Origin of the sequence: Kitasatospora sp. NBC_01300, assembly GCF_041435235.1 — a bacterium.
Lineage (GTDB): Bacteria > Actinomycetota > Actinomycetes > Streptomycetales > Streptomycetaceae > Kitasatospora.
The window spans coordinates 1,057,836-1,071,899 of the sequence record NZ_CP108409.1 but is presented as its reverse complement, the minus strand read 5'-3'; the positions used below and the strand labels follow the sequence as shown (position 1 = coordinate 1,071,899).

At 77.2% G+C, this 14,064-nt stretch carries 3 protein-coding genes; all 3 read right to left on the bottom strand.

Annotation, left to right across the window (positions count from 1 at the left end):
- Positions 1-73 precede the first annotated feature (73 nt).
- Positions 74-8,752 (bottom strand): amino acid adenylation domain-containing protein, encoded by an 8,679-nt coding sequence (locus OG556_RS38045; RefSeq protein WP_331744773.1) that lies wholly within the window; start codon positions 8,750-8,752, stop codon positions 74-76.
- Entirely contained in the window at positions 8,749-13,221 is a 4,473-nt protein-coding gene (locus OG556_RS38040) for an SDR family NAD(P)-dependent oxidoreductase (protein ID WP_331744771.1), read from the bottom strand. Before OG556_RS38040 ends, OG556_RS38045 begins: the two co-directional genes overlap by 4 nt.
- Positions 13,222-13,325: 104 nt before the next feature.
- Entirely contained in the window at positions 13,326-14,063 is a 738-nt protein-coding gene (locus OG556_RS38035) for an aspartyl/asparaginyl beta-hydroxylase domain-containing protein (protein ID WP_331744769.1), read from the bottom strand.
- Position 14,064 lies beyond the last annotated feature (1 nt).

The window sequence follows — 14,064 nt, the reverse complement described above, 5'->3', positions numbered from 1 at the left end:
CGACGCGGCTCGCGGGGGTCCGGCGGCCGACACCCGGCACGGGGTGCGGGGTGTCGGCCGCCGGCCGTCGGGGTCAGCCGGTCGGGCCGGTGCCGGAGCCGCCTCGGCGGGCGGCGCGGCGCCGTTCGTGGTGCTGCCGGCGGTCGCCGCCGGCGGGCTGCGCGGTGTCGGATGCGGCGGTGTCGGGTCCAGCGGTGTCGGGTCCGGCCGTGTCCGAGGCGGGCTCGGGTGCCGATGCAGCCGGTAGCGCCTGCGGCGCCGGGGCGCCGGCCGGCCGGTCCAGCAGCTCGGCCAGGTGACGGATGGTCGGCCGGTCGAACATCTCAACCACCGAGAGCTCCTGCCCGAAGTCCTCGGCGATCCGCCGCTGGACCCGGACCAGGTGGATGGAGTTGGCGCCGGCCTCGAAGAAGTTGGTGTCGACGCCGACCTCCGCCCCGTCCATCACCTCCCGCCACAGCTCGGTGAGCCGCTCCATCGCGCCGAGCGCGCTCGGCCGGTGCGCCGCCGCTCGCGCCACCGGTGAAGCCGGGGCCGCCGCGAGGGCGGGGGCGACGGGGACGGCGGAGACGACGGCGGGGGCGGGCACCGCGGCGCCCAGCCGGGCGAGCGCCGCCCGGTCGACCTTGCCGTTGGCGGACAGCGGCAGCGCCTCGACCGCCCGCACCCGCTGCGGAACCATGTAGCCGGGCAGCCGCTCGGCGAGCGCGTCGCGCAGCGCGGCCGTCCAGTCGGTGCCGGAGCCGGGCTCCTCGGCGGACGCGTTCAGCGGTCGGCCGCCGACGAGCGTGTGCAGCACGCGCTGGCCCTCCTCCAGCCGCAGCGCCTCGCGCAGCGGATCCGGGAAGACGTCGCCGATCGGGCAGAGCGCCACCGCGCAGTCGGCGGCGCGGTGGCGCAGCAGCTGCGCCATCGCCCCGGCCTCCAACAGGCAGAAGCGGTCGGCGAGTTCGCCGTACACCGGGGCGATCGCGGCGGTCCGGGAGACCAGGAAGACGGCGAAGCCGGCCTGGTCGAGCAGCGGCCCGTTGGCCTCGCTGTAGAGCGCCCGGTCCAGCGCCCGGGCCGAGCCCGGTGCTCCGTCGAGGGCGACCAGCGCCGGCCCGGCCGGGTCGACGTAGTAGGTGCCGGCCGGCAGGCCCGCCACCCTGCCGGGGGCGACGGCCAGGTAGGTCTGCACCGGGTACAGGCCGCCGGCCGAGCCGTAGGCGTACCGGGGCACGCCGTCCTCGTCCTGGCGGGCGAGCACGGTCAGCAGCGCGTGCAGGTCGGCCAGCCGCACGGGGGCGTCGGCGAACCCGGTGGCGGCGCCGCGCAGGGCGGCGGCCCGGCGCAGGTCCAGGGTGTCGGTCGGCAGGGCGAAGGGCAGGACCTCACGGCCCGCCAGGTCGGCGCGGCGGCCGGGCTGGCGCAGGCGCGCCTCCAGCCGGCGGACCCGCTCGGCGTCCAGGGCCGGGGCCGCCGCGGGAGCGGGGGCGGCGGGCTGCGGCCGGGCGGCCTCGCGGACCACGAAGGCCGCGAGCCGGGCGCCGAGCCCGTTGCCCTCGACCAGCGCCGCCGCCTCCCGGACGCCGTCCATCCGGACCAGCGCCGATTCGATCTCGCCCAGCTCGATGCGCATGCCGCGCACCTTGACCTGGCAGTCCTCCCGGCCGAGGAACTCCAGCTCACCGTCGGGCAGCAGCCTGGCCAGGTCGCCGGTGCGGTACAGGCGCTCCCCGGTGACCGGGTGGGTCGGGAACGCCCGGGCGGTGAGCTCGGGGGCGTTGCGGTACCCGACGGCCAGGCCCACGCCGGTGATGAACAGGGCGCCGGCGACGCCGACCGGGCGCGGCCGGAAGGCCTCGTCCAGGACGACCATGCCCTGGTTCCGCATCGGCCGCCCGTACGGGATGCTCGGGCGGCCCGGCTCGACCGCGCCGATCGGGTGCAGCACGGACCAGATCGACGCCTCGGTGGCGCCGCCCAGGCTGATCACCTCGGCCTTGGGCGACAGAGCGCGGACGTGGTCGGGCATGCCGACGGGGATCCAGTCGCCGCTGAGCATGACCAGGCGCAGCGACTCCAGGTCGGCGGCCGGGTTGCCGCCGGCGTACGCGAGCAGCATCTCCATCAGCGCGGGGACGGAGTTCCAGACGGTGACGCCGTGCTCGGCGACCAGCCGGGACCAGCGCGCGGGGTCGCGCTCCTCCCCGGGCCCGACCAGCACCAGCGCGGCGCCGGCGGCGAGGGTGCCGAACAGGTCGTAGACCGAGAGGTCGAAGCCGAGCGAGGAGAGGCCGAGGACGCGGTCGGCGGGGCCGACCCGGAACCGGTCGTTGACGTCCACCACGGTGTTGAGCGCGCCGCGGTGGTCGATCATCACGCCCTTGGGGTCACCGGTGGAGCCCGAGGTGTAGATGACGTACGCGAGGTCCGCCGGGGTGGTGGGCGCCGGGGCCGGCTCGGCGTCGGCCGGGGCGGCCAGCGCCTGTTCGAAGCCCAGCAGGGTGACCCCGGCCGGCACCGCGCCGGCCGCGTCCCAGGACTCCCGGGCGAGCAGCGCGGTGGCGCCGGCGTGTTCGAGCGAGCGGGCGACGCGGGCGGCCGGCAGTCCGGCGTCCAGCGGCAGGTAGGCGCCGCCGGCCCGGATCACGCCGATCGCGGCCGCGACCTGCTCCCAGCCCCGGTCGGCGCGCACGCCGACCAGGTCGCCGGGGCCGACGCCGGCCCCGCGCAGCGCGTGGGCCACGGCGGCGGAGGCGCGCTCCAGCTCGCCGTAGGTCACGGTGCCGGTGGCGGAGACCACGGCGGTCCGCTCGGGGGCGGTGCGCGCCTGGGCGAGGAACGGCTCGTGCAGCAGACCGTCGGGCCGCGGGCCGTCCGTGGCGTTGAGCGCGCGGTAGGCCTCGGCGTGGGCGGCGGGCAGGGCGGCCAGGTACGGGTCCGTCCAGGCGTCGGGCCGCTCGGCGAGGGCGGTGAGCAGGCCGGTGTAGGCCTCGAACATCGCGTCGAGCAGGTCCTCGGGGAAGAGCTCCTCGACGGCGTCCCAGGTCAGCCGCAGCCGGCCCTCGTCCTCGGAGATCTGGTGGTCCAGCCAGACCTGGGGGGTCTGGGTGATGGTGTGGGCGACCCGGGCGCCGAGCTCCCGCAGCACCTGGCTGCCGCCGACCTCGCCGGCGCCGAGCTCGCTGGTGAAGACGACCGGCATGGCGGCGTCGGCCACCCCGCGTCGGCGGGCCAGGTCGCCGCCGACCCGCACGCCGCTGACCAGCTGGTGGTCCAGGTCCTCCCAGAGCCGGTCCTGGAGCCGGCGGGCCCGCTCGGCGAAGGAGCCGGCCGTCGCGCCGTCCACCTCGAAGAGGCTGAGCGCGGTGAAGTCGCCGACCATGGCGGCCAGGTCGGGGTGGTCGCCGACGCGGTTGAACAGGGTCAGGTTGAGGGTGAAGCGGTCGGCCGCCGCCCAGGTGCCGAGCACGGTGGCGTAGGCGGCCAGGGCGAGCGCCGAGGGTGTGACCCGGCCGGCGGCGGCCCGGCTCTTCAGCCGCTCCCACAGCTCGGCGGGCAGGTGCGCCTCGCGGCGGTGGAACCTGGTCTGCGTCAGCTCCTCGGGACGCCGCGCCAGCGGCAGCGCGGGGGCGGGCGGCAGGGTCTCCAGGCGGCCGTGCCAGTAGTCGAGGTCGCGTTGCAGCGCGGGGCCCTCGCGGCGGGTCCGCTCGGCCAGCACGTAGTCGCGGAACGAGAGCTCCATCGGGCGCGGGTCGAGCGAGCCCTGGTAGATCGCCAGCAGCTCGCGCAGCAGGATCTGCACGCTGCCGCCGTCGGCGATCAGGGTGTCGATGCTCAGGTGCAGCCGGGCGTCGGTGCCCTCGGTCCGGCTGGCGTGCAGCTCGAACAGCGGCCAGGTGTCGGCGGGCAGCACCTGGTGCGACATCCGGGCGCGGGTCCCGGCGAGGGCGGCGGCCCGCTCGGGCTCCGGCAGCCCGCGCAGGTCCTCGACGGCCAGCTGGTACGCGGGCACCTCGGGCAGGATGCGCTGGGTGCCGTCCTCGGCGAAGACCAGGCGCAGCGCGTCGTGCCGCCGCACCAGGGCCTGCCAGGCGTCCTGGAGGCGCAGCGGGTCGACGTCGGCGACGTCCACTTCGAGGTAGAGGTGGCAGGCGACGTCGCCGCCGACGGCGCCGCTGCGGCCGATCCAGTACGCGCGCTGCACGTCCGTCAGCGGGAAGGGCTCGTGGCGGCGGGCCGGGTCGGGCAGCAGCTCGACCGGTTGGGCGGGCGCCGCGGTGGCCCCGCCGGCGCCCAGCGCGTCCACGGCCCGGGCGAGGGCGGCGACGGTCGGCGAGTCGAACAGGGTGCGCAGCGGCAGCTGGACGTCCAGGTCGCGGCGGATCCCGGCGACCATCCGGGCGGCCAGCAGGGAGTGGCCGCCGAGCTCGAAGAAGTCCTCCTCGGTGCCGACCTCGTCGAGCGTCAGGGCCTCGCGCCAGATCGCGGCGATCCGCTCCTCGGTCGGCGTGGCGGGCGCGGTGCGGTCGCGGCCGGCGGCGGGGACGGTCTCGGGGGCGGGCAGCGCCGCGCGATCGACCTTGCCGTTGCCGGTGAGCGGCAGCGCGTCGAGCGGGATGAACCGGGACGGGATCAGGAAGCCCGGCAGCTGCCCGGCCAGGGCGGCCCGCAGCTCGGCCGGGGCGGGCGGCGCGGCCGGGTCCTCGGGCACCAGGTAGGCGGCCAGCGCGGCCCGGGCGGTGCCCAGGCCGTAGGCGGTGACCACGCACTGGCGGATGCCGGGCAGCGCGGTGAGCGCGGCCTCGACCTCGCCGGTCTCGATCCGGAAGCCGCGGATCTTGACCTGGTGGTCGTTGCGCGAGAGGTACTGGAGGCGGCCGTCGGGCAGGGTGCGGACGAGGTCGCCGGTGCGGTACAGCCGGGCGGCGGGGTCGGCCGAGCCCGGGCCGGCCGACTCGGAGCCGGCCGACTCGGGGCTTGCCGAGGCGGGGTCGGTCGCCTCGGGGTCGGCGACGAAGCGTTCGTCGGTGAGCCGGGGCAGCCCGAGGTAGCCGGCCGTCACCCCGGCGCCGCCGATCAGGAGTTCGCCCGGCACGCCGACGGGCACCCGCCGCCCGTACGGGTCGAGGACGCGCACGGTGGTGCCGGCGATCGGGCCGCCGATGGTGACCAGACCCTCGGCCGGGTCGACCTCGGCGGTGGTGGACCAGACGGTCGTCTCGGTCGGCCCGTACATGTTGCGGATCGGGCCGCCGAGGTGCTCGGCCAGCCGGCGCACCAGCTCGGCGTCGAGGGCCTCGCCGCCGAGCAGCAGCTGCCGCAGGCCGCGCAGGGCCTGCGGGTCGGCCTCGTCGAGCAGGGTGCGGGCCCGCGAGGGGGTGCACTGCAGGTGGGTGACGCCGTGGGCGCGCACCAGCGCCGTCAGCTCGGTGTCGGCCGCGACCGCGAGGGCGGCCGGTGCGGCGGCCGCGGTGCGGCGCAGCTCGGCCAGCCGGGGCAGGGCGGCCAGCGCGACGTCGGTGTCGACGCCGAAGTCGACCAGGCAGCCGATCTCGTCCACGCCGGCCGCGGCCAGCCGGTGCACCAGCGGCAGGCACTCCTCGGCGGTGCCGATCAGCGAGCCGTGGCCCAGGTAGCGGGCGCAGGCGTGGTCGAGCAGGGCCTCCTGGTCCTCCGCGGTGAAGTCGTTGCTGCGCACGTCCATGCCGAGGCCGCGGGCCAGGTTCTCGATCAGGCCGACCGAGCTGCGCAGGTAGTCGCGGAACGGCTGCCAGGCGTGCGCCCGGACGTCGGCGGCGTCCGCGCCGACGTAGCTGTGCAGCATCAGGGTCACGTGCGGCTCGCCCGGGTGGCCGGCCTCGTGCCAGGCCTCCCGGTAGAGGGCGATCTTCTCGCCGAGTTCCTCGACGCTCTGGCCCAGCAGGTGGGTCAGCAGCCGGGCGCCGACCCGGCCGGCCGTCCGGCAGGTCTCGGGGTTGCCCGAGGAGGTGAGCCAGTACGGCAGCTCGGCCTGGACGGGGCGGGGCAGCACCTGGACGTCGACGGTGCGGCCGCCGGGCCCCTCGAAGGGGAGCCGCTCGCCGCGCCACAGCCGGCGCACCTGCTCGATCCCGCTGACGGTGAGCGCCTGGCGGTCCTGGTAGGCGTCCTTGGCGAGGACGAAGTCGTCCGCGTGCCAGCCCGAGGCGAAGGAGAGCCCGACCCGCCCGCCGGACAGGTTGTCGACGACCGACCACTCCTCGGCGACCCGGACGGGGTGGTGCAGCGGCAGCACCACGCTGCCGGCCCGGATCCCGATCCGCTGGGTGGCCTGGGCGATCGCGGCGGCCAGCACCGAGGGGGCCGGGAACGGCCCGCCGAAGGCGTGGAAGTGCCGCTCGGGCAGCCAGACGGCGGAGAAGCCGTTGGTGTCGGCGAAGCGGGCGCCGTCCAGCAGCAGCCGGTACTGGTCGGGGCCGGGCTCGGCGCCGGCGGTGTCGCTGGCGAAGTAGAAGAGGCTGAACTCGGGGACGGCCGGGGCGTCCTGCGAGGCCGGTGCGGCCGGTGCGGCCGGGGCGGGGGCCGCCGTGCCGGGGTCGGGGTTGACCACGACGCGGTGGCCCCGGCTGAGCGTCCAGAGCAGTTCCAGGACGGAGATGTCGAAGGAGACGCTGGTGACGGCCAGCCAGGTGGCGGGCTCCCCGTCGTCCGCCAGCACGCGGTCCATCGCCGCCAGGAAGGCGGTGAGGTTGCGGCGCAGCACGACGACGCCCTTGGGGCGGCCGGTCGAGCCGGAGGTGTGGATGACGTACGCGGGGGCGTCCGGATCCACGGGTGCGGCTGTGGGCGCGGGTCCGGCGGACTCGGCCGGGGCGTCGAGGTCGAGCAGCGGGGCGCCGGCGGGCGCGGAGTCCCGGGTCGCGGCGTGCACCACGACCACGGCGGGCTCGGCGTCCTCGACCACGTGGCGCAGCCGGGCCGCCGGGTAGTCCGGGTCGAGCGGCAGGTAGGCGGCGCCGGCCCGGAGCACGGCGAGCATGGCGGCGGGCAGGTCGGTGCCGCGGCGCAGGCACAGGCCGACCCGGTCGCCGGGGCGCACCCCGGCGGCCTGGAGCCGGGCGAGCAACTCGTCGACCCGGGCGTCCAGTCGGGCGAAGGTGAGGGCCAGCTCCGGGCGGCCGCCGGGCAGCACGGCCTCGGCGTCCGGGCGGGTGCGCACGGCCTCGGCGAAGGCCGTCACGACGTCCGGCGCGTCCGCGGGCAGCGCCGGGCCGTCGCCGGCCGAGGCCAGCAGGGCCTGCTCGACGGGGGTGAGCGCGAGCAGTTCGGAGAGCCGCAGTCCGGGGTCGGCGGCGCCGCGGGCCAGCACCCGCTGAAGGGCCTCGGTCAGCGTGCGCACGGTGTCGTCGTCGAACAGGTCGCCGCTGAACTCGCAGACGCCTGCCGTGAGTTCGCCGTCACGGGCGAGTTCCAGGCTCAGGTCGGTGCGACACAGGCCGTTGTCCAGCTCGACCAGCTCGACCGTGACGCCGGGCAGGGCGATGTCGGGGGCGGGGACGTTGCGGTAGCCGAACTGCACCTGGTAGAGCGGGGCGTGGCTGAGGTCGCGGTCCGGGCGCAGCTCGCGGACCAGGCGCTCGAAGGGCACCTGGGCGTGGGCCAGCGCGCCGAGCGAGGTCTCCCGCACCCGGCCGAGCAGTTCGCCGAAGGTCGGGTCGCCGGAGAGGTCCGAGCGCAGCACCAGGCTGTTGACGAACATGCCGACGAGCCCGGCGAGTTCGGGCCGGTCGCGGCCCGCGGTGGGCACGCCGACCACGACGTCCTGCTGGCCGGAGTGGCGCATCAGGACGGCTTGCCAGGCGGCCAGCGTGACCATGAACGGGGTGGCCCGGGCCGCCCGGGCCGCGCCCTCCACGGCCTCGGTGGTGGCGGCGTCCAGGGTGAAGTGCACCCGGCCGCCCCGGTGGCCGGGCACGGCCGGCCGGGGCCGGTCGGTGGTCAGCTCCAGGACGTGCGGGGCGCCCTCCAGCCGCTCGCGCCAGTAGCCGAGCGGCTCGGCCAGCGCGGTGTCGGTGAGTTCGCGGCGCTGCCACTGCGCCCAGTCGGCGTACTGCACGGCGAGCGGCTCAGGGGCCGGGCCGCCCTCGCGGAAGGCCCGGTAGCGGGCGCAGAGCTCCTCCACGAGCACCGCGCGGGACCAGGCGTCGCCGACCAGGTGGTGGTTGACCACGACCAGCAGGGCGCGCTCGGGCGCGGAGCGGATCAGCAGGGCGCGCAGCAGCGGTCCGTGCTCCAGGTCGAACGGCAGGGCCGACTCCCGCTCGGCCAGCGCGCGCTCCTCGGCCTCGCTCCAGCCGGCCTCGCCGCCGGCCGGCTCGACCACCCGCAGCACCGGGGCGGTGCGCTCCAGCACCCGCTGCACCGGGCCGTCCTGGCCGGCGGCGATGACGGTGCGCAGCGCCTCGTGCCGCTCCACCAGGCCGTCCAGCGCGGCCTCCAGCGCGGCGACGTCCAGCGGGCCGCTCAGGCGCAGGCCCACGTACTCGTTGAACACCCCGAGCCCGGGGGTGAGCTGCTCCAGGAACCAGAGCCGCTCCTGGCCGAAGGACAGCGGCGCCGGCAGCGCCGGGTCGCGCGGCGGCACGGCGGGGGCGGTGGCGGCGGGGCCGGCCGTGGCGGCCGGGGTGGTGCCTGCGCGGCCCCGGGCGCGCGCCTCGAAGGCGGCGCGCTGCTCGGGGGTGAGCCGGGCGAGGCGGTCCTCGCGGCGGCCTGCGGGGTTGGTCACTGGTTCTCCAGGTCGGCGAGGATGCGGTCTTCGATCTCGGTGGCGAGGTCGGCGACGCGGCCGCCCTCGAAGAAGACCCGGGCGGGGACGTCGACCTCGAACTCGGCCCGCAGCCGGGCCGCGATCTGGGCGGCCAGCAGCGAGTGCCCGCCGAGCTCCAGGAAGTCGTCGTCCACCCCGACCCGGTCGAGGCCGAGCAGTTCGGCGTAGATCTCGGCCAGGCGCTCCTCGGTCGGGGTGGCCGGGGCGGTGTACGGCGTGGCGAGCTCGGGGCGGGGCAGGGCCGCCGTCCGGGGGGCCTCGGCGGCCGGGGCGGCGGAGGTGCGCAGCGTGCCGTCCGCGATCGCGGCGCCGGCCCGGGCCACCACGGCCCGTCCGGGCGGGCCCTCCAGCAGGGCGGCGAAGGCGCGGGCGCCCTGCTCGGGGGTGAGCGCGCCGGCCAGCATGTCGGCCTGGAAGGCCCGCAGGGCCTCGGGGACCTCGGCCCGGCTGGCCATGCCGACGCCAGCCCACATGTCCCAGTCGACGGCCACCGCGTGGCGCTCGCCGCGCGCGGCCTCGGCCTCCGCGACGGCGGCGAGGTAGGCGTTGGCGGCCGCGTAGTCGGCCTGGCCGTAGGTCGGGATCAGGGTGGCGAGCGAGGAGCAGAGCACCAGCACCTCGGCCTCCCCGGGCCGCAGCGCGGCGAGCAGGTGGCGCAGGCCGGCGGTCTTCGGGGCGAGGACCGTGCGCATGCTGTCGTCGGAGCGCAGCTCGATGGAGCCGCCGCCGGGCACGCCGGCCGCGTGGACGACGCCGTCGATCCGGCCGAAGGCCGAACGGGCCTGTTCCAGCGCCCGGTCCAGCGATTCGGCGTCGGTGACGTCGGCCTGGACGGCCAGCACCTCGGCGCCGCTCTCGCGCACTGCGGCGAGCGCGGCCTCGTCGGCGGCGCCGCGGCCGAGCAGGACGAGCCGGGCGGCGCCGGCCCGGGCCAGGGCCCGGGCGAGGGTCAGGCCGATCCCGCCGAGGCCGCCGGTGAGCAGCCAGGTGCTGCCGGCCCGCACCCGGGCCGGGGCGGTCGGGACGGGGCGCTCGGCGGGCTCGACCGCGCGGGTGAGCAGAGCGCCCTCGCGCAGGGCGAGCAGCCGGGCCGGGCCGGTGAGCACGGCGCGCACCACCGCGTCGGCGGCGGCCTCGTCGAGCGCGGCGCCGACGGCGAGGTCGACCTGGGTGCAGCGCAGGTTGCGGTACTCCTCGCCGAGCACCTGGACCGGGCCGCTGAGCAGGGCCGCGGCGGGCCGGGGCTGCTCGCCGGGGGCGGCCGGGAAGGCCCCGGCGGTCACGACGCCGAGCCGGACCTCGTTCAGCACGCTCTCGGCGGACATCGCCCGGGCGAGGTGGACCAGGCCGAAGTAGCCGGCGGTCTCGTCCGGCGTCTCGTCCAGGCCCCAGGCGTACAGGACGGCGGTGGGCGTGCGGACCAGGCCGCGCAGGTCGGCCAGCAGCTTCGCGTACTGGGCCGGGTCGGCGGGGTCGAGCTCGTAGACGCCGCGGCGCACCCGGCGGTAGGCCGGGCCGGGCTGGACGGTGGTGACGATCTGGCCGCGTGCGGTCAGCAGTTCCACCAGGGGCTGGGCGGCGGCGGCCCGGTCCAGCAGGACCAGCCAGGTCTGGCGGCGGCCGGCCAGCGGGTCGTCCCCGGCGCTCTCGCCGAGCGGGCGCCAGTCGACGGTCGCGTGGACGGCGTCGAGGTCCGCGGCGGGCAGCGCGGTGGCGGGCGCCCGGCCGGGGACGGCGGGCTCGATCCAGTGCGGGAGCCGCTCGAACGGGTAGCCGGGCAGGTCGGCGGGGCGGGCGTCGGCGTCGACGGGCTCCCAGTCGACGGCGGCGCCGTGCGCCCACAGGCTGCCGAGCGCGAGGACGGCGCTGCCGGGCTCGTCCTCGGCGCCGCGCCGCCCGCGGGTGGGCAGCGGCGGCAGGGCGAGCCGCGGCCCGGCGGTGCCCTCGGCGGCCGCGCGGGCCAGGTCGGTCAGCACGCTGCCGGGGCCGGTCTCCACCAGCACCATCCGCTCGTCGAGCGCCGCCAGGCGGGTGAGCCCGTCGTGGAAGCGCACCGGGGCGAGCATCTGGCGCACCCAGTAACCGGGGTCGGTGGCCTGCTCCGGGGTGATCCAGTCACCGGTGAGGTTGGACAGGAACGGCACGGTGGGCTCGTGCAGCGTGACCTTGGCGAGCTCGGCCGCGAACTGCTCGGCGGCGGGCGCGCACAGGGCGCTGTGGAACGCCCGCTCCACCGGCAGGCGCAGGGCGCGCAGGCCCCGCTCGCCCAGCTCGGCGGCGGCCCGCTCGACGGCCTCGGCGCTGCCGGACAGCACCGAGGCGCCCGGTCCGTTGACGGCGGCGAGGTCCAGGCCGTGCGCGGCGGCGAGGTCGGCCGCGGCCGCCTCGTCCAGCGGGACGGCCAGCATCGCGCCGGGCGCGGTCTGCTCCATCAGCCGGCCGCGGGCGGCGACCAGGGCGAGCGCCTCGGGCAGGTCGAGGACGCCGGAGAGCAGCGCCGCGGTGTACTCGCCGAGGCTGTGGCCCAGCAGCGCCGCCGGGCGCACGCCCCAGTGCCGCCACAGCGAGGCCGTGGCGTGGCCGACCGCCAGCACGGCGGGCTGGGTGACGGAGCTGCGGCGCAGCAGGTCGGCGTCGCCGCCGCGCAGCAGCTCGACCAGGTCGAGGCCCAGGTGCGGGCGCAGCAGGTCGGCGGCCTCGTCCAGGGCGGCCCGGAAGACCGGGTGCGCCCGGTGCAGGCCCAGGGCCATGCCCGGGTACTGCGCGCCCTGGCCGGGCAGCAGGAAGGCGACGGGGGCGGCGCCCTGCCCGGCGCGGGCCCGGACCGACTCCCGGCGGCCGGCGCCGCGCAGCGCGGCCACGGCGGCGGCGGTGTCGTCCGCGACCACGACGCGGCGCTGGACCAGCTGGCGGCGGCCGGTGCGCAGGGTGCGGGCGACGTCGGCCAGCGGGCGGTCCGGGTGGGCGGCGAGGTCGTCGGCGAGCCGTTCGGCGGCGGCGTCCAGCGCGGCGGCGGTGCGGGCCGACAGCGGCAGGGCGACGGGGACGGCGCCCGGTGCGGCGGCCTCGCGCGGTACCGGCTCGGGGGCCTGCTCCAGGATCACGTGCGCGTTGGTGCCGCCGATGCCGAAGGCGCTGACGGCGGCCCGGCGCGGGCCGTCGGCGACCGGCCAGTCGGTGAGGCCGGCCGGGACGAAGAACGGGCTGTCGGCGAGGCCGAGTTCGGGGTTGACGGCTTCGGCGTGCAGGCTCGCCGGGATGCGGCCGCCGCGCACCGTCAGGATGGCCTTGATCAGGCCGGTGACGCCGGCGGCGGTGTCCAGGTGGCCGAGGTTGGACTTGGCCGAGCCCAGGCCGCACCAGCCGGTGGCGGACCTGTCGTCGGCGTCCTGCTCGGCGCGGAAGGCGGCGGTGAGCGCCTCGACCTCGATCGGGTCGCCGATCGGGGTGCCGGTGCCGTGCGCCTCGACGTAGCCGATGCTGTCCGGGGCGACGCCCGCGACGGACAGCGCCTCGCGGATCACGGCGGTCTGGCCGGCGACCCCCGGGGCGGTGTAACCCGCCTTGTTCGCACCGTCGTTGTTGACGGCCGAGCCGAGGATGACGGCGTGCACCCGGTCGCCGTCGGCGAGCGCGTCGGCGAGGCGCTTGAGCACCACGACGCCCGCGCCGTTGCCGAAGACCGTGCCGGCCGCCTCGGCGCCGAAGGGCCGGCAGTGCCCGTCCGGGGACTCGATGCCGCCGGGCACCGGCAGGTAGCCGGAGCGGTGCGGCACGGTGACGGTGACGCCGCCGGCGAGCGCGAGGTCGCACTCCTCGGACAGCAGGCTCTGCACCGCGAGGTGCACCGCGACCAGCGAGGTCGAGCAGGCGGTCTGCACGCTGACCGCCGGGCCGCGCAGGTTGAGCTTGTACGCGGCGCGGGGGGCCAGCTGGTCGGGCTGGTTGCCCTGGAAGAGCATCGGCACGCCGAGGGAGTCCCGCAGGTCGGTGCGCGGCAGCAGGTTGTGGATCAGGTAGGTGCTCAGCAGCGACCCGGCGTAGACCGCGATCGGCCCGCGCGCCCGGTCGGGGTCGCAGCCGGCGTCCTCCAGCGCCTCCCAGGCGCATTCGAGGAAGATCCGCTGCTGCGGGTCGATGACCGAGGCCTCCAGCGCGTTGTAGCCGAACAGCTGGGAGTCGAAGCCGGCGACATCCGCCAGCACGCCCTTGGCGGCCACGTACCCGGGCTTGCCGGCCTCGCCGTCCGGCACCCCGGCGGCCCGCAGCTCCTCGGGGCCGAACCGGCTGATCGCCTCGGTGCCGGAGGCCAGCAGCTCCCACAGCGCGTCGACGGAATCGGCTCCGGGGAAGCGGCCCGAGAGGCCGACGACGGCGACCCGGCCGTCGGTCTCGGCCTCGTCGGGGATGACCGGCTGTGCGTTCAAGGTGTTCTCCGTGGGTGAGGTGGGCTCCGCGCGCGGCGGGGCGGGCAGGACCGGGTACGCGGCCGGGGCTCAGACCGCCATGGGGTTCAGGGCCGCCGTGCGGCTCAGACCGCCATGAGGTAGCGCTGGAAACGGGGCATCAGGAACTCCAGGGCCCGGACCTCGACGGGCGTCAGCTCCGGGTGCCAGACGTCCCAGAGCAGGACGGCGCGCTGCTGGGTGCCCTTGTTCCAGGCCTCGTGGATGAAGCTGTCGTCGAAGAGGATCACCTTGCCCTCCTCCCAGCCCCGCTCGTCGTCGCCGACCTTGATGGCGCAGCCGGGCGGCACGATCAGCGGCAGGTGCGCGGTCAGCAGCAGGTTCACGCCGCCGGTGTGCGGGGTGATGTGCACGCCGGGGTTGAGGATGGTGAACATGCCGTCGCGCGGCCCGTGCGGGCTCGCCGAGACGGCGGCGTGGGTCTCGGGGCAGCGCTCCAGGACCTCGTCGCGCCAGCTGCCGTTGCGGTACAGCTGGTAGGTGTCCCAGCCCTGCCAGCCGAGCTCCTTGGTGTACAGGTCCTCGTACGGGGCGAAGCGGGCCTGCTCGGCGCGCAGCTCCAGGAACTCGGCCTTGATCCGGTCGTACGCCTCCTCCATCCGGGCCACCCAGGGCAGTTCGGCGGTGTCGTGCCAGGGCAGGGCGCTGATCCCGGGGAAGAACAGCCGGGTCGGCTCCTGGTCGTCGTGCAGGTACTCCGGGGCCTGTTCGCCGGTGAGGATGCGCAGGCACTCCTCGACCCGCTCCAGCCCCTCGGTGCCGAGGATGCCGTGCAGCTCCGTCATCACGCCCTGAACGTCCATG

Coding starts and splice junctions, on each gene's coding strand:
- OG556_RS38035 (WP_331744769.1), bottom strand. CDS start 14,063: ATGGACGTTCAGGGCGTGATGACGGAGCTGCACGGCATCCTCGGCACC.